The sequence below is a fragment of the Mycobacterium colombiense genome (assembly GCF_003284975.1).
Lineage (GTDB): Bacteria > Actinomycetota > Actinomycetes > Mycobacteriales > Mycobacteriaceae > Mycobacterium > Mycobacterium europaeum_A.
Map to the genome: position 1 here is coordinate 1 of NZ_QMEU01000007.1, position 17,842 is coordinate 17,842.

The window sequence follows — 17,842 nt, forward strand, 5'->3', positions numbered from 1 at the left end:
CGCCGAGACGCTGTCGGACAGCCTGACCAACCGCTACCTGCCGTCCAGCGTGGGCCGCTGGTCACCGGATTCCGGCGAGACCGTCGGCGAGCGGCTCGGGCTGATCGTCTCGGCGGCCATGGGCTACGAGCCCGAGGACCTGCCGTGGGAGGTGCCGCTGATCGAGCTGGGCCTGGACTCGTTGATGGCGGTGCGGATCAAGAACCGCGTCGAATACGACTTCGACCTGCCGCCAATCCAATTGACGGCCGTGCGCGACGCCAACCTGTACGCCATCGAGAAGCTGATCGAGTACGCGGTCGAGCACCGCGACGAGGTCGAGCAGCTGCACGAGCACCAAAAGACTCAGACGCCCGAGGAGATCGCCAGGGAGCAGGCCCAACTGCTCAGCGGGGCCACGCCGACGACGACCGCCGCACCGGCGCCGGACCCGCAGGCCGAGCCCCACACGCAACCCGAACCACCGCCGTCGGACGGCACCATCCCGCCGCCTCCGACGGACCCGTCGGGCCCGAAGGGCGCGGCCACCAACGGTGCGAAGCCGGACCTGGCCGCAGCGCTCAGCCAGGAGGCGGTCGCCAAGGCGCTGAACTCCGATGTGCCACCGCGCGACGCCGCCGAGCGGGTCACCTTCGCCACCTGGGCCATCGTGACCGGCAAGTCGCCGGGCGGCATCTTCAACCCGCTGCCCAAGCTTGACGCGGACACCGCGGCCAAGATGGCGCAGCGGCTCTCGGAGCGCGCCGAGGGTGACATCACCGCCGAGGACGTCCTGACGTCGGACACCATCGAGGCGCTGGCCGAAAAGGTGCGTCAGTACCTGGAGGCCGGGCAGATCGACGGCTTCGTCCGCACGCTGCGGGCGCGCCCCGAGGGCAGCTCCAAGCCGGCGGTGTTCGTGTTCCATCCGGCCGGCGGGTCGACCGTGGTCTACGAGCCGCTGCTGAACCGGCTGCCGGCGGACACGCCGATGTACGGCTTCGAGCGCGTGGAGGGCACCGTCCAGGAGCGGGCCGCCCAGTACGTGCCGAAGCTGTTGGAGATGAACGCGGGCAGGCCGTTCATCCTGGCCGGGTGGTCGCTCGGCGGCGCGCTGGCCTACGCGTGCGCGATCGGTCTGAAGCGGGCGGGCGAGGACGTGCGCTTCGTCGGGATGATCGACACGGTGCGCGCCGGCGAGGAGATCCCCCAGACGCAGGAGGAGACCCGCAAGCGCTGGGACCGGTACGCGAAGTTCGCCGAGCGCACCTTCAACGTCGAGATTCCGGCGATCCCCTACGAGCAGCTCGAAGAGCTCGACGACGAGGGCCAGGTCAAGTTCGTGCTGGACATCGTCCAGCAGAGCGGGGTGCAGATCCCGGGCGGCATCGTCGAGCACCAGCGGACGTCCTACCTGGACAACCGGGCGCTCGAGACCGTCCAGATCGAGCCATACGACGGCCACGTCACCCTGTACATGGCCGACCGCTACCACGACGACGTCATCGAGTTCGAGCCGCGGTATGCGATCCGCCAGCCCGACGGCGGCTGGGGCGAGTACGTGGCCGACCTCGAGGTGGTGCCGATCGGCGGCGAGCACATCCAGGCTATCGACGAACCGATCATCGGCAAGGTCGGTGCTCACCTCTGCGACGTGCTGAATAAGGTGGAGGCCGAAACCAGTCAGACGAGTGAGGTAGGCAAATAGTGACGGAGATGGCGCCGGCCCCCATTCAGCACACCACCGCCGAGAAGCTGGCCGAGCTCTACCGTCGCTTGGAATTGGCCAAAGAGCCGGGTGGTGAGAAGGCCGTCGCCAAGCGCGACAAGAAGGGCATCCCCAGCGCCCGCGCCCGGGTGCACGCGCTGGTCGATCCCGGCACCTTCCTCGAGACCGGGGCGCTGGCCAAGACGCCCAACGATCCGAACGCGCTCTACGGCGACGGCTGCGTCACCGGCCATGCCATGATCGACGGCCGGCCGGTCGGGGTGTTCTCCCACGACCAGACCGTGTTCCAGGGCACCGTCGGCGAGATGTTCGGCCGCAAGGTCGCCCGCCTGATGGAATGGTGCGCGATGGTCGGCTGCCCGATCATCGGCATCCAGGACTCGGGCGGCGCCCGCATCCAGGACGCCGTCACCTCGCTGGCTTGGTACGCCGAGCTGGGCCGCCGCCACGAGGCTTTGAGCGGTCTGGTACCGCAGATCTCGCTGATCTTCGGCAAATGCGCTGGGGGAGCGGTGTATTCGCCGATCCAGGACGACCTGTTGGTCTCGGTGCGTGACCAGGGGTACTTCTTCGTCACCGGGCCCGACGTCATCCGGGAGGTCACCGGAGAGGACGTCACCCTCGACGAGCTCGGCGGCTCGGATGCGCAGGCCCGCAACGGCAACATCCACCAGGTGGTCAACTCCGAGGCCGAGGCGTTCCAGTACGTCCGCGACTTCCTGTCGTTCCTGCCGTCGAGTACCGTCGGCGAGCCGCCGATCGTCAATCCCGGTCTCGAGCCGGAGACCACCCCGACCGATCTCGAGCTCGACTCGATCGTGCCGGACTCGGACAACATGGCCTATGACATGCACGAGATCCTGCTGCGGATCTTCGACGACGGCGACTTCCTCGACGTCGCCGCGCAGCACGGGCCGGCCATCATCACCGGGTTCGCCCGGGTCGACGGGCGCCCGGTGGGCGTGATCGCCAACCAGCCCATGTACCTGTCCGGGTCGATCGACAACGAGGCCTCCGACAAGGCGGCGCGCTTCATCCGGTTCTGCGACGCGTTCAACACGCCGCTGGTGTTCGTGGTGGACACGCCCGGTTTCCTGCCCGGTGCCGAGCAGGAGAAGAACGGCATCATCAAGCGTGGCGGCCGGTTCCTGTACTCGGTCGTGGAGGCCGACGTGCCGAAGGTGACCATCACGGTCCGCAAGTCCTACGGCGGTGCCTACGCCGTGATGGGATCCCGGCAGCTGACCGCGGACTTCAACTTCGCCTGGCCGACCGCGCGCATCGCGGTGATCGGCGCCGAGGGCGCCGCGCAGCTGCTGATGAAGCGGTTCCCCGATCCCACCACCCCCGAGGCGCAGCAGATCAAGAAAGACTTCATCGAGGGTTACAACCTCAACATGGCGATCCCCTGGACCGCCGCCGAACGCGGATTCATCGACGCGGTCATCGATCCGCACGAGACCCGGCTGCTGCTGCGCAAGTCGATGAAACTGTTGCGGGACAAGCAATTGTGGTTCCGCACGGCGCGTAAGCACGGGCTCATCCCGATCTAGTCCTCGAGCCGCAGCGCGCCGTCGAGCAGTTCGTCGAAGCGCTCCAGCGCCTCGTCGGAGTCGGCGTCGATGCCGCGCAGTGCGCCGCGGTCGGCGAGATAGCGCTGCGCGTAGAGCCCGGCGACGAGCGCCTTGCGTTCACCGCCCCGGGTGGCCCGTTCCCACGCGGCCTGCTCGATCAGCAGGGCGCCAGCATAGACGTCGCCCATGAATTGGGCCAGCGGGAACAGCCGGGCCTCGGCCGTCTCCCTGTCGAGTTTGGTCCACGCGGTGATCGCCGCGTCCAGGTCCTCGATCCGCCCGGCGACCAGCCGGGTGGTTTCGCCGTCGTCGGCGACCGACACCGCGTCGCGCAGCCGCGCCAGTAGCGTCTCGTGCGCGCGGCTCTGCTCGATCCCGCGCCGCACGTCCAGACACAGAATGTTGTCCGGCCCCTCCCAGATGGTGTTCACTTGCGCGTCGCGCAGCAGCCGGGCCACCGGCCACGTCTCGATATAGCCGTTGCCGCCGTGGATTTCGATCGCATCCGAGGCGGCGGTGATCCCCAGCCGGCACACCTTCAGCTTGGTCACCGGCACGGCGATGCGCTGCCGCATGCTGCGCGGCTGACGGTGGTTGGTGGCGAGGGTGCCGTCGAACACCAACGCCTGCGCGGCCTCGACGTCGACGATCATCTCGGCGAGCTTGCGCCGCATCAGCGGTTTGTCGATGAGCGCGCCGCCGAACGCCCGGCGTTGCCGGGCGTAACACAGCGATTCGACCAGGGCGCGCCGCGCATTGCCGAGCCCGAATAAGGCGATGCCCAGGCGGGCGGCGTTGGTCAGCTCCATCATGCGTCCCAGACCCTTGCCGTCCGACGGGCCCGCGGCGGCGTCGGTGGGCTCGCCGGAGAGCAGAAACGCTTCGGCGTCGACGAATTCGACCTCGCCGGAGGCCACCGAGCGGGTGCCCAGCTTGTCCTTCAGCCGCCGGACCCGCACCCCGTTGCGCGACCCGTCACGGCGGGTGCGCAGCACCAGGAAGTTGGCGACGCCGCGCGAAGAGTCCGGCGCGCCTTCGGGTTTGGCCAGGACGACGAACGCCTCGCCGGCGCAGTTGGACGCAAACCACTTGAAGCCGTTCAACACCCACGAGTCGCCGCGGCGGGTCGCCGTGGTCTCCAGCGCCCCCAGATCGGATCCGCCGGTGCGTTCGGTCAGCAGCTGCGCGGTCTCGCCGGCCCACTCGCCGGAGGCGAACTTGGCCAGCACGTGCTCGGCCACATCGGGCGGCGCGTAGGCGGCCACCAGCGACTGCACCATGCCGCCGCCGGTGCCCAGGGCGCAGCCCATGCCGATATCCGCCTGGTTCAGCAGATAGTTCGAGGCGAACATGGTCAGCGACGAGCTCATCTTCGCCTCGCGCGCCTCGGTGCGCAGCGCCCGCTGGGCGTCCAGGACCGCCCGCTTGGATTGCGTGAAGGAGGCCGGCATGACCACCTCGCTGATGTCGTGACCCCACCGGTCGTAGCGCTGCAGCCGCGGTGGGTTGCGATCCGTCTCCTCGGCCCACCGCGCCACCGGCCCGCCCATCAGTTCCCCGATGCGGGTCAAATGGCGTTCGGCGAGCGCGAGTTCCACCGGCGCGAGGTAATAGGCCATGGTGAACTGCAGCGTGGGATCGGTGAGGTACCAGTTGAGTCCCACCGCGCCGCCGTAGTTCTCCGTCGCGTAGCGCTGCGATTTCTCGTCGGTGGAAAACGGCAGCCGGTCCACCGCTTCTACGGCGTAGTCGCTCATGGGTCAGACGCTACGCGCCGCCCCGGATCCCCCGTCACTGTTGCGTCGGCTCAGCGGTGAGGAAGATCAGCCGGAAGTTGCCGACCTGGAGCACGTCGCCGTTGGTCAGCACCGCGGAGTCGACGGCGGCACGGTTGAGGTAGGTGCCGTTGAGGCTACCGAGATCGACGACGCGGAATTCGCCGTTCTCCGAGTGGAATTCGGCGTGCCTGCGGCTGACCGTGATGTCGTCGAGAAAGATGTCGCTGGCCGGATGCCGGCCCGCGTTCATGACCGGCTGGTTCAACACGAATCTCGCCCCGACGTTGGGGCCCCGCTTCACGACGAGCATGGCCGAACCGCGGTCCAAGGCCGCCGCCGCCTCGGCGACGGCCGATGACATGTCGACGTCGTCGCGGGCGTCGGCGCGCAGCAGGGAACCCATGTCGCCGGTGGCATCATCGGCCGCGGCGGTTCGCTGCTGGCTTGTGTCCTCGTGTGACGCCGACACCGCTCCCTCCCCAGATTTCCTCGGATACTCCCATCGCAGCATTTGAGCGTCACCCGCCAGCCCGGCGTTCACCGCGCGGACGGGCGGCGGCTAGCTAGGACCCCACCGGCACCACGAACTCGGACGTGTAGAACTCCGCCGGGTTCTGGGAGTTCGCATTCGGCCGCTCGATAATCACCCACACGCCGGTAGTGCCCGGCCGAATGGTGTCAGCAACGGTCGCCGTTGCGTTTCCTGCGCCGTCAGTGACCATGCCGGTAAACGCGGTTCCCGGGTCGCCGGGGCCGCAGGTCGATGAGGACGGGCGGGGTTCTTCGATGAGGCCGACGTCGAATTGCGTGCCCGGTTCGGGCGCGTCGACCAGGTGCACCTCTGCGACGGCTCTGGATCCGCTGGTGCGGACGATGGCCGAACCGGTGCCGAGCATCGGGCCGGGCACTTTGGGGGCGATGCTGATCTTGCTGAAGTCGCATCGCCGCAGATAGGTGTCGAAAACGACGGTCGTGCCGCCGCCCTCGGCGGACGCGGTTCCGACGGCCGAAGCCGCGGCGGGGGTGATGACCACGGTGGCCGCGGCCGCGCAGGTTCCCAGGCGTGTCAGTGTGTGCATTCGGGCCACCTCGCTCCGCGGTGTGAACTGGATCACAGCGGAATGAGTATTCACCCGGGATTGGCGGAATTAAACCTTTGCCCGGTAATTACCCAGGCGTTAATTCACTGCGTTATTCCACCGTCGAATAACCACGCGCAAAACCATTTTTGGTGCCGAGTTTTCGGCGTTCCGCTACGGCTTGATGCGGATCGGCCCGGGTGACCACCAACCGGTGCGAGTGGCGGTGCCCAGGTCGAGTTGCGCCGGGTGCGCGTCGGCGATGGTGTCGAACTTGCGCAACGATCCCCAGTCGCGGCCCCAATCATGCGACAGGTACGTCGACATCACGTGGGCGCGCAGCAACAGGTCGGTGATGCCCAGCAGGCCGCCGTTGACGCCGTCCTGCCAAGTGTCGGTGTCCTGCTTCTTGGCGTTGTAGTCCGGGGTGATGCGGAACTCCGGGATGTCGGTGACGCCGTTGGAGTGCAGCATCGGCTGCTGGCACGGGAACGCCAGTCCGACCGCCCAGTCCATCAGCACCGGCCGCTTGGAGCCGACGTACTCTTGCAACGACCGCAGCTCCGGCACCCGGGGCGGGGTCAGCGCGATCCAGTCGTCCGGTGTCAGGGACAGGTCCTCGGCAACCACCCGAACCGCGACCGCGTCGGCGGGCATCGCCGAACGCGCGAAGCGCAGGTTCCGCCACACCTTCGGCTGCTCGCCGTACAGGTCGTAGGGCACCAGCCGGCCGGCCGGCTGCACGGTGCCGCCGGGGCCGGGTCTGCCGAACTCCAGTTCCACGGTCTGCCCGCTGGTGTGGCCGTGCAGGATGCTGTTGCCGGCGATGGTGCCCGCGGCGGTCACCACCACCAGCGGGTGTCCGTCATCGGGCTTCGGCAGCTGGTACCACGCCGAGGTGAGCCGGCTCTGCTGCTGCGCGCCGGTGGTGTAGCTGCCGGCCAGCGGCACCCGGCTGGGGTCGAGGCCGTACGGCAGCGGCACCGTCGAGCCGTTGACGCCCGGGGCCTTCAGCTTGGTCGGCGCATCCCAGTCGTAGTCGGTGCCGGGCTGCGGCACCTCCGTCTCCTTGATCGACTCGGCCAGGGTGCGGTCCGGTACGCCGTTGGGCGTGAATCCCGTTGGGCTGACTCCACCCAGCGGCCCGAGCGGGCCGTAATTGTCCGGTTCTCCCGTTTTGAAAGGCACCATGAAGCCGGCATTGCTGTCGGGCTCGACGAGTACGTCGTCGGCCAGCCCGCAGCCGCCGCTGAACTCCCGCAGGTTGTCCCAGGCGTTGGAGTAGGTGGGGTATTGGCGCACGATCCCGGCCACCATCGAGGCGATGAACACCAGCGCCATGAAGCCCGCCGCGAGGGGGATGGGCGCGGCGGTCAGCGCCCGCGCCAGCCGTCCTTCGCCGCGGTCCCGGGGCGCGAAGTGCAGGTACGACGCGTAGAGCGCGACGATCACGAACAGCGCGAAAAAGACGGTGCTGATGCTGATTCCGTGGAGCCGCGGCATCACGTTGTTGAACGGGACGCCGAAGCTCGAGACGTACCACCAGCCGTTGGTGGTGGCGAAACACAGGGCCAGCACGAACAGCAGCGCCGCCAGGAAGGCCATGCGGTTACGCGACCAGCGCAGGCTCTCGCGCGACACCAACACCGTCGTCAGCGCGGCCATCGCCGCTCCCACCGCGGCGAACAGCCCGAAGTGGTGCACCCACTTGGTGGGGGTGAACATCAGGAAGAACATGGTGCCGAAGATGACGCCCATCAGCCGCCAGGCCGGCCCGCGCGCAACACCGGGAATTCGCTTGCGCCGCAACATGATAAAGACCGCGGTGAAGAGGCACAGCGCGGCGATCAGGAAGCCGAAGCGGCGCGACAGCGAGCCGTCGACGGTTGGCAGGATCAGGTAGTAGTAGCGCAGATTCTCGGTGTACCAGGCCTGGCTGGGGCCGATCGAGGTGCGAATCCTGGTGGCTTCCAACACCGTTGACAACGTCTGATCGGCGAACACCACCGTCAGGATGACCGTGCCGGCGGCCAGCATCGGCGCCACCAGCGGCCAGGTGCCGACCAGGCGATGGCGTTTCACCAGGATGCGCAGGATCGGGCGGCCGCCGGCGACCAGCGCTGCCACCGCGATCAACCCGGTGGGCTGGACGCCCAGGGTGAAGGCCGCGGTGACGACGGCCAGCGCCGCGGGGGTGAGCCGGCTGTAGCGCATGGAGCGCTCGATCAACACGTAGGTGATCAGCGAACCGACGGCGATGATCGGCTCGGGCCGCAGGCCGTTGTCGAACGGCATCCAGGCCGTCAGCAGGACCATGCCCGCCGCCCAGTTCGCCGCCTTGCTGGCGGCCACCGCCGGGCCGAGCCGGGGCAGCACCTCCCGCGAGAGCAGCAGCCAGCACACGATGCCGGCGATCAGGTCCGGCAACCGCATCCACAGGCTGGCGTCGGTGACGTGGGTCATCAGCGCCAGCAGGTTGTAGTACCAGCCGAAGGGGTCCTCGGGGCTACCGAACCAGCGGAAGTAGTTCGACATGTAGCCGGCGCGATCGGCCACCCGGGCCATGCCCAGGATGTAGCCGTCGTCCGACGAGTTCGCCCCGATCACGTGCCACAGCACGAAGCCGGAGATCACCGTGACGTCGGCCAGGGTGAACGTGCGCCAGTTCGCCGGAATGAGCCGGCGCATCCGGTGGCCGTCCAGCTGATCGAGGCGCCACAAGGCGATCAGCGCGACGATGGTGGACACGATGGCCAGCACCATTGCGGCCAGCTTCAAAGTCGTTGGGGTGGTGGAGAACCGGGTGTCGATGGTCGCCGTCAGCTGCAGACCGGTCGGGGCCGGCCCGCTCAGGTCGGTGAACACCCCGACGATCTGTGGCCGCAGGTTCGGGTCGGGGAAGCCGCCGCCGAGCGGCTTGCCCGCCGGATCCGTCAGCCCGACGAACGTGGCGAAGGCGCCCGCCTTCGTCGAGGTGATCTCGATACGCTGACACTGTGCCGACTCCACCTGATCGCGGGCCGCGCTGGCGATCACCACGTTGCGGTCGGTGACGTCGACGCGCTTGCCGTTGACCACCACGAACAACGCGTTGAGCGCGGCGTCCTTGCCCTTCTTGGGCGCCGTGCTGAGCACGACCCCGCCCTCCGGTGGCAGGCCGCGCACCGCCGAACACGGCACGGTCACCTTCACGTCGACCGGCGTGAGCGAAATCAGCGGCGCGGTAACGCTGTTCAGCTGGCCGTGCTGCGGCCAGTTCAGCGTCGCGGTGGTCTGCACGACGGGCAGCAGCGGGGTGGCGATCGACAGGATGAAACCGAACAGCCCGGCGATCGTCGCGACCCAGCGCGTCACCCGCACGTCCTGGCGGGGTGCCGCTTGGCCCTCGCGCTTGTCGACGGTCGTGACACTCATTTGCTGGTCGGTTCGCGACCCGTCCCCCGCAAGCGGGAGGTGCCCCCGGCGCCCGGCTTCGCCGCCCTTGCGATCGCTCATGGCAGCGCCCGAATCGGTCCCTGCCGGCTCCAGCCGTGCACTGTCATCACACCCTGTTCGATTGCGGCGTCCGGCGCCTGATCAGCCGGCACCAACCGGAAGTACTGCTCCACGGATCCCCAGTCGCGATGCCAGTCACCCCGCAGGTACGTCGCGATCGTCGAGGTGCGCAGCATCGCCTGGGTGAACAGGAACGGACCCCCGTCCTCGCTGGCCTCCCACCCGTTCGACGACGCCGCCGTCTGCTTGTGATCGGGCAGGATGCGATACGCCGGAAGTTCGGCTACCCCAAGGTGTTCGGAGAGCGGATGCTGGCACGGGAAGTTCGCACCCGTGGCGATGTCCATCAGCACGGGTGTGTGCGACCCCATCAACTGCTGCAGGGTCTGCAGCACCGGGACGCGCGGCGGCGTGATCGCGAACCACTGGTCCGAGCTCAGGTTGGGGTCGTAGGCGACGATGCGGACCACGTTGGCCTCCGGTGGCGCCCAGGTGAGCGGGAAGCGCAGGTTGCGCCACGCCGGCTCCGGCCCGATGTCGATCGGATACACCTGTGCCAGCGGCTGGGTGGGGCCGTCGGGACGGGCCAAGTCGCGGTGGCCCCACTGCAGTTTGAGCTGCTGCCCATAGGTGAAGGTGCCGTCCTCCTTGTACGACCAGATGGCACCGGCAGCCGTCACCACCACGATCGGCCGGTCCGGGCTACGCGGCGGCAGTTGGTACCACGCCGAGGTCGCGGTGGCGGCCAGCGAGTTCTCGCCGTAGCTGCCCATCACCGGCGTGCGGGCCGGATCCAGTCCGAACGGCAGCGCGGCATGCGACCCGTTCACCCCGACCGGTCCTTTCCCGCCGGCCGTGCCCGCGGAGTCGGTCATGGTGGCATTGGGTTTGTTGGGTGACCCGGTGGAGTTCACCACGCCCGGCTTGGTCACCACCGGGTACGACCTCAGGTCGTCGCCTACGCCGTCGGGTTTGAAGCCGACCGGGTTGTCACCGCCCAGCGGGCCGTCCGGCCCGAACGTCTGCCCGGGCGCCGGCTGCAGCATGCCGGCGTTGGGGTCGGGCTCGGCCAGCACGTCGTCGGCCATGGCGCAGCTGGTCTTCGACAGCCCCGAGCTGATCGCGGCGAGGTTCGCCTTGCCGGTGGTGTAGAGCGGATAGCGCAACACCGCGCCCTTGGTCAGCGACGCGACTTCGCCGACGACCATGATGGTCGCGACCACCAGCAGCGGCGTCGACGCCAGCACCCGGTTGCGCCGGTTGTCCTTGACCTCGGTGTGCCCGGCGTAGTCCATCCGGAAGTGCTGCCAGGCGGCCAGCAGGCCGGTCGCGATCGACAGCGCCAAAAACATCGACGTCACCGGGTGGCTGGCCACGACCGGCTGAATGTCGTACCACGGCACCCCGTAGTTGCCGACGTAGAACCAGCCGTTGATGCCGGAGGTCGCCACCGCCAGCACGAACAGCAGGGCGGTCACGTACAGGGTCAGGTTGCGGCGGTTGTGCAGGCCGATCCGGGCCAGGGCGAACGCGGTCACCGCGCCCAGCGCCCCGGCCAGCCCGGCGAACGCGCCGAACTGGACCGCCCACTTCGTCGGGGTGAACGTCAACAACAACAGGCCGAATGCGCATGTGCCGATCAACCGCCAGGCCGGCCCGCTGGCCACCCCCGGAATCCGGCCGCGGCGCAGCAGGGTGACCAGCATGCCGAACATGCACAGCAGCAGCACCAGCACCGCGAATCGCCGGGCCATCGACCCGTCGGGGTTGGATTCCACCGTGAGGAAGTAGTAGCGCAGCCAATCCTGGTACCAGGCGATGGTCGGGCCGACCTTGTACTTGATGCGGGCCGATTCGCCGACCGTGGCCAGCGTCTGACTGCGGAACACCACCACCAGGATCAGCGACGCCGAGGCCGCCAGCACCGCCAGCGGTGCGAGCAGGCCGTCGCTTTGCCGGCGGCGCCGGATCGTCTGAGCGACGGCGCGCGCCCCGGTCAGCAGCGCGGCGACGGCGATCAGGCCCTGCGGTGCCAGCGTCGCGCTCAGCAGCGCCACGATGATGGCCACCGCCGCCGGGGCCAACCGACGCAGCGCGATCGCCCGTTCCACCAGCATCCAGGTGACCAGCACGCCAAGGGCGATCAGCGGTTCGGGCCGCAGTCCGTTGTTGAACGGGAGCCACGCCGCCACGAACACCGCGCCCGCGGTGAAGACCGCTACCCGGTTGGCCGCCAGGCCGCCGCGGCCGGGTCCGAGCCGGCGCAGCACCCAGTGGCTGATGATCAGCCAGCACCCGATCGCGGCCAGCGTGGCGGGCAGTCGCATCCACACGCCGGCCGTGCTCACCGAGGCCATCTTGGCCAGCAGGCTCAGATACCAATCGAAGGGAGCGTCCGTGGTGCCGAAGTAGCGGTAGTAGTCGGCGATGTAACCGGCGCCGGGGGCGACGCGGGCGATGGCCAGGTTGTAGCCGTCGTCCGACGACGTGGCGCCGATGATGTGCCACAACAGCAGCGTGGCGATGACCCCGGCGTCGGCGATCCACGTCGCGATGCCCACCCGTCGCCAGTTGGCGAGGTGCGTGCCGGGGCGGTACCTGGAGAGCCAGGCGATCGGCGAGCGCCAGTTGAGCAGGGTGCTCCCGCCCCGGCTGCGCTGATCCAGCACCGCGAGCGCGATGATGGCCGTCAGCACGGCCAGGGCGCCCACGGCCATCACGATTTCCTTGAGGACGGTGGGCGCGGTGATGAAGCGGGTGTCGATGTCGATGCGGGCCGACAATCCCGGCCCCGCAGGCACCTTCAAGTCGGTGAAGACGCCGCCCACCTGGGGTTTCTTTTCGGGTGACAGGATCCCCGAGGCGCCCGGTATGCCGACGAAGTCCGCGCCGGTCGCGCCGGCGTCCGCCCAGACGTGCAGCACGCTGCAGCCCCCGGCGGTCACGGCCGAGCGTTGCGCGACCGCGGCCACGGTGTCGCGGAACGCGACGACGACGACATCCGTGTTCGCCCGCACGAACAACCCGTTTTTCCCGGCGTCCATCCCGCCCGGCGGCAGCGTCGAGACCACCAGGCCGCCGCCGGCGGGCAGGGTGGCGATGTCCGGGCAGGGAATGGAGATGTCCAGCGCGCGGGGCGCCCCGGACACCAGCGGCGCGGTGATCTGGCTGACGTGCCCGTCCGTGCTGCCCTGTGGCCACAGGACCGTTGCGGTGGTCTGCCGCACCGGAAGCAGCGGGACGGACAGGCACAGCAGCAGGCCCACGATTCCCGCGATGGCGGCCACCGACCGGGGGATCCGCTGCGATCGCTCTTTACCGTCGTGGGGCACGAGGCTCGATCGTAAGCGACGCTGCTGAGTCCGATGAGGACGCGGGGCCGCCCGGGCGCCGGGGATGCTATCGCCGGACGCGGCCCGCCAGCGTGGCCAGCCCGGGACCGTCCAGGTCAGCCAGGGCGGCCGGACGCCCCGTCATGGCCAGCAGGAGCGCCTCGCCGTGGCCGGTCACCTCGGGCCCGTCGCCGTGCCTCCACTCGACGTCGGTGGCGCGCAGGCGCAGGCCCCGGATCCTGCGTCCGGCGCCGAGCCGGGGATTGCCGGGCACCAGGGGAAGGATCCGCTCGAGCCGATCGGGCGGCAGCAGCCGCGGCCGGTCGAGCGCGCGACGGATGTCCTGGTGATGGATGGTGCCGTCGACGAGCGCGATCATCCCGCCGAAACCCGCTGTCAGTCCCCGCGGTTGGAGGTGGCCGCGCAGGAATTTCAGCAGCTGTTGCGGGGTCAGGGCCGCGAATTCGTCGACGCCCACCTGGTTCGCCCGCACGATCGCGCCCTTGGCGAACCGCTTCAGCAACCCCAGCGCACCGAGCTCCTCGTAGCTGATCACATGCGCGACAACGTCTTTGACGCTCCAGCGGGTGCACAGGGTGGGTGCATCCCAGTCTTGCGGGGTCAGGGTGGCCAGGAACTCGGCGAGGTCGGCCCGCTCGTCACGGGCCATGGTCATCAGGTCGGAGCTCATCGCGGATCACCGCCGACGATCAACTGCGCGTACCGGCCGAGATACAACGGCCAACCCGCGTCGCCGTCGACGCCGTCGGCGACGGACTCCCAGCCCGGCCCGTGCCGGTCCAGATAGCGGTGTACGAGGTCGACCCGGGTGCGCTCGCCGGACTCGGCGGTGAAGCGGACGTCGACCTCGCTCGTCCTGGTCGGGTTGGTTTCCAGCTGCCACGTCGGCCCGATGTCCCAGCTGAACACCACGCGGTGTGGCGGCTCGTAGACCAGGATTCGCGCCCATCGGCACACGCTGCCGTCGACGCCTCGGTCGTAAATATGGCCGCCCACCTGGGGTTCGAACACCGTCTCGGCGATCGGGACCGCCAACAGATTGTGCTGGCGCGGCTTGAATGCGCCGAACTGTTCGGTGAAGACGGCGAACGCGCGCTCGATCGGGGCGTTGACGACGACGTGGTGGTTGACGTTCGGAATCCGCTTGGTCATGTTGCTCCCTCGTTCATCTCGTCGATGGTCTGCGCGTAGCCGGCCAGCGCCTGTGTCCAGAACCGGTCGAGATCGGCGCGCAGCGCCTGCAGGCCGGCCGGATCGAGCTGATACACGCGACGGGTTCCCGCGGCGCGGTCGCGCACCAGCCCGGCGGACTTGAGCACCTTGAGATGCTGGGACACCGCCGGCCTGCTGACCGGCAGGTCGCGGGCCAACTCGCCGACCGCCGACGGGCCGTGGGCAAGACGCTCCACGATGGCCCGCCGCGTCCCGTCCGCCAGCGCCAGCCAGACGTCACCCGTTTGGTAAGTGACCACGAACCGTAAGTCTAGGCTTACCGATGGCTGGACGGCAAGGGCCGGCCCGCGCGGGCCGTCGCACCCGTGCGGCGAAGCCCTCGCGAAAAGTGTTGTACGCCTAGGTTTTACGAAGCGGTGCCGGGCCCCACAGGCCGCTGCGGGTTGCTGTCCCCAGCAGCAGGTGGGCGGGCTGCGCGTCCGGATAGTAGGGCGTCAGCCGCTGCAGCGAACCCCAGTCGCGAGACCAGTCGTCCCTGAGGTAGGTGGCCATGGTGGTCGCCTTGACCAACAGCTCGGTCACCCCCAGCGGACCCCCGCCGTTGTTGTCCATCACCGGCGAGTTCGCCTCGGCGCCGAATCGGTCGGGCAGGATGCGCCATCTCGGCGTCTCGTCGACGCCGTTCTGGTGACCGAACGGTCGCTGGCAGGGGAAGGCGAGCCCGACGAGCCAGTCGAGGAACACCGGGTCGGCGGAGCCCACCACGTCCTGCAGCGTGCGCAGCTGCGGAATCCTGGGCGGGGTGAGCGCGATCCAGTGCTGCGGGGCCAGGTCTTCGTCGTCGGCGACCAGCCGGATCTGGGTGGCCGAGCTCGGGATCGCCGACAGCGGCAACCGCAGGTTGCGCCAGGCCGGCGACGCACCCACGTCGGCGAATTGGAACGAACCGCCGGGGTGTCCGCCTGCCGCCTGATCGTCGGTGGCCCACTGCACCTGGACCTCGCGGGGGTCGAAGCGCCCGGCGGCGCTCACCACCAGCAGCGGACCCGCCTTATCGCGCGCCGGCAGTCGATACCAACTGGACCGCAGGTGCGCGGGAATCTGGATGCCCGACCGCCAGCTGCCGAGCACCGGCGTGCGGGCGGGGTCAAGGTTGAAGGGCAACTGGGCCGACGAGCCGTTGACGCCCGGTGCCGGGGTGGTGCCGCCCTCGGTGCCGGCCTGATTGCTGCCGGTCTTCTCCTCGTCGTTGACGAAGCTGCGGTCACCCGGCCGTTCCATCACCGGGTCGGCGCGCACGTCAGCGGGAATTCCGTTGGGCGTGAAGCCCTCCGACAGGCCGGCGCCCACTGCGTCGGCGACCGAAGCGTTCACCGGCGCCAGCATGCCGGCGTTGGGCTCCTGCTCCACCAGCACGTCCTCGGCCAGTCCGCACGACTTCCCGGTCAGCGCTTGCAGATTGGAGCGACCGACCGACCACGCCGGATACTGGTCGGTCATCGCCAGGGTCAGCGAGGCCACCTCGAACACCACCAGCACCCACGTGGCAATCGCCAATGGGGACTGGATGATTCCGGCCACTCGGACGCCCAGCCGGGTCCTGGGCGGCCCGTTCTCCGGCGCGACGAAGTGGAACCAGGCGGCCAGCAGCAGCACCGCCGCGGTCAACCCGAGCAGCGCGGTGGCGAAGGCGTAATGCCAGGCCGGGAACTCGTTCGACCAGGGCACACCGAAATTCGAGACGTACCACCAGCCGTTGACGCTGGCGAACGACAACGCCACCAGGAACAGCACCACCGCGGCGTACACGGTCCGGTTGCGCCGCGACCGCATCGCCACCGCGGTCACCGCGACCGCGGCCAGCGCACCCAGCGGTCCGGCCAGCCCGGCGAACACCCCGAAGTGGTGGGTCCATTTGGTGGGGGTGAACATCATCGCGGCGAAGGAGATGATGGTGATGCCGACGATGCGCCGGCTCGGCCCGGCGGCCGTGCCCGGAATCCGGCCCTTGCGCAACGACATTGCCACCGTGACGCCGAGCGCGAGAACCAGCGCCAGCACGGCGAAGCGGCGGGCGACCGACCCGTCCGGGCTGGCCATGAACAGCCGCTCGTAGCGAATGTGTTCGTCGAACCAACTCAGGCTGGGGCCGACGGCCCGCTTGAGCATGCTGGCCTGGATCTCACCGGTCAGGGTCTGGTCGCGGAAGATCAGGATCGCGGTGACGGTGGCAGCGGCCAGCAGCGGGGCTACCAGCGGCAGCGCACCGAAGCGCGTGGAGCGGCGATGCAGGATGGTTCGCAGCGGCCCGATCGCGACCAGCAGCGCGCCGATCGAGGCGATGCCCGTCGGCCCGGAGAACAGGGTCAGCGCGCCGATGATGCAGGCGATCGCCACCGGCAGCAGCCGGCTGGTGGCCACCGCGCGCTCCACCGAGCACCAGGTCAGCAGGATGCCCAGGGCGATGATCGGCTCGGGCCGCAGGCCGTTGTCGAGCGGCAACCAGACGGCGAGGAACATGCCCGCGGCGGTCCAGGCCGCGGCCCGGTTCTGTTTGACGGCATGACCCAGCCGGGGCATGACCTCGCGGCTGATCACCCACCAGCACGTCAGCGCCATCACCAGGGTGGGCAACCGCATCCAGACGCTGGTGGTGCTCACGTGGGCCCACAGCGCCAGCAGGTCGTAGTACCAGCCGAACGGCGCTTCGGGCGTGCCGAACCAGCGGTAGTAGTTGGCCATGTAGCCGGCGTGCTCGGAGACGCGGGCCATGGTCAGGATGTAGCCGTCGTCGGACGTGTTGGCGCCGACGAAATGCCACCACACCAGCACGCCGATCACCAGCGCGTCCAGCCCGCCGATCGACCACCAACGGGCCGGTAGGAAGCGGCGGTGCCGGGTGCCGTCTGCGGTGTCGAGGATGTGCAGCGCGATTAGGGCGGCGGCGGTCAGCACCAGGCCCAGGATCATCGCGGCCATCTTCAGCGGGGTGGGGCTGCTGCTGTAGCGGGTGTCGATGGTCGCCGAGAAGTGCAGGCCCGCCGGCGCCGGTCCGCTCAGGTCGGTGAAGACCCCGACGATCTGCGGCCGGAAGTCGTAGCCGCTTTTCTCGCCGCGCAGCGGCGAGCCGGGATGCTCGGCATTGGGTCCCTGCGTGAGTCCGACGAATTCGGCGGTGACCTTCTCGGCGTGCGCGGTGAAGGTCAACCGCTGGCAGGCCGGACTGAGCACCTCGCTCAGCGGGGCGGTCACCACCGGGACGTTGCGCACCACCAGCACCAGGTCGTTGTTGGCGCGCACGATCAGCAGGCCCCGGTCGACGGCCTTGGGTGCCTGCTTGGGCACCGTCGACAACAACACCGTCTTGCCGGCGTTGCCGGGTCCGGCCAATCCGGCGGCGGCGTCGCACGGGACGGTGATGTTCAAATCGGTGGCGACGTAGCCGATCAGCGGGGCGTCGACGCTGCCGAAGGTGCCGTTCTGCGGCCAGTTCAATTGGGCGGTGGTCTGGTCGACCGGAAGCAGCGGGGTGGCGATCGCCAGCAGCACGCCGAGCAGCCCGGCGACGGAGGCAACCAGCCGGGCGACCCGGTGATTCGCTCCCGTGTCGGTCACGGAGCTAGATGCTAGTTCTTCGGCCGTTTGAGGCCCCGTTTGAGGCGAGGTGTCGGTGCTCATCAGC

Annotated in this window: 11 protein-coding genes; 2 read left to right on the forward strand and 9 right to left on the reverse strand. The window is 69.2% G+C overall.

The features are described 5' to 3' along the window. A partial coding sequence (locus tag DQP58_RS04440; protein ID WP_165827794.1) for a thioesterase domain-containing protein occupies nucleotides 1-1,687 on the forward strand: 1,687 nt, incomplete at its 5' end. Between the two features lie 8 nt (nucleotides 1,688-1,695). Continuing rightward, nucleotides 1,696-3,261 (forward strand): acyl-CoA carboxylase subunit beta, encoded by a 1,566-nt coding sequence (locus tag DQP58_RS04445; RefSeq protein WP_112707392.1) that lies wholly within the window; start codon nucleotides 1,696-1,698, stop codon nucleotides 3,259-3,261. Here the strand turns inward: DQP58_RS04445 and DQP58_RS04450 are convergent. The 9 genes from DQP58_RS04450 to DQP58_RS04490 form a co-directional block, all read right to left on the reverse strand. Next, a complete protein-coding gene (locus DQP58_RS04450; RefSeq protein WP_112707293.1) occupies nucleotides 3,258-5,039 on the reverse strand; it encodes an acyl-CoA dehydrogenase family protein in 1,782 nt (593 codons plus the stop codon). The two genes, DQP58_RS04445 and DQP58_RS04450, sit on opposite strands and share 4 nt — an antisense overlap. A gap of 34 nt (nucleotides 5,040-5,073) precedes the next feature. Next, nucleotides 5,074-5,529 (reverse strand): FHA domain-containing protein, encoded by a 456-nt coding sequence (locus DQP58_RS04455; RefSeq protein WP_112707294.1) that lies wholly within the window; start codon nucleotides 5,527-5,529, stop codon nucleotides 5,074-5,076. A 94-nt stretch (nucleotides 5,530-5,623) separates the two neighbouring features. Continuing rightward, the gene (locus DQP58_RS04460) at nucleotides 5,624-6,139 is read right to left on the reverse strand and encodes a hypothetical protein (protein ID WP_112707393.1); all 516 of its coding nucleotides are present in this window, start codon (nucleotides 6,137-6,139) and stop codon (nucleotides 5,624-5,626) included. A gap of 174 nt (nucleotides 6,140-6,313) precedes the next feature. Continuing rightward, a complete protein-coding gene (locus DQP58_RS04465; RefSeq protein ID WP_112707394.1) occupies nucleotides 6,314-9,553 on the reverse strand; it encodes an arabinosyltransferase domain-containing protein in 3,240 nt (1,079 codons plus the stop codon). Between the two features lie 77 nt (nucleotides 9,554-9,630). Beyond that, complete coding sequence (locus DQP58_RS04470; protein WP_112707295.1) at nucleotides 9,631-12,966, reverse strand: arabinosyltransferase domain-containing protein; 3,336 nt, start codon at nucleotides 12,964-12,966, stop codon at nucleotides 9,631-9,633. Between the two features lie 67 nt (nucleotides 12,967-13,033). Then, on the reverse strand, nucleotides 13,034-13,657 hold the full coding sequence (locus DQP58_RS04475; RefSeq protein ID WP_112707296.1) for a maleylpyruvate isomerase family mycothiol-dependent enzyme: 624 nt from the start codon (nucleotides 13,655-13,657) through the stop codon (nucleotides 13,034-13,036). Next, nucleotides 13,654-14,139, reverse strand: a complete 486-nt coding sequence (locus DQP58_RS04480; RefSeq protein WP_112707297.1) for an SRPBCC family protein — start codon at nucleotides 14,137-14,139, stop codon at nucleotides 13,654-13,656. Before DQP58_RS04480 ends, DQP58_RS04475 begins: the two co-directional genes overlap by 4 nt. Next, nucleotides 14,136-14,459 carry an ArsR/SmtB family transcription factor gene (locus DQP58_RS04485; protein ID WP_066873066.1) on the reverse strand — a complete coding sequence of 108 codons (324 nt, stop codon included), beginning with the start codon at nucleotides 14,457-14,459 and terminating at the stop codon, nucleotides 14,136-14,138. Before DQP58_RS04485 ends, DQP58_RS04480 begins: the two co-directional genes overlap by 4 nt. A 100-nt stretch (nucleotides 14,460-14,559) precedes the next feature. Next, entirely contained in the window at nucleotides 14,560-17,838 is a 3,279-nt protein-coding gene (locus DQP58_RS04490; protein WP_112707298.1) for an arabinosyltransferase domain-containing protein, read from the reverse strand. Nucleotides 17,839-17,842: the final 4 nt, after the last annotated feature.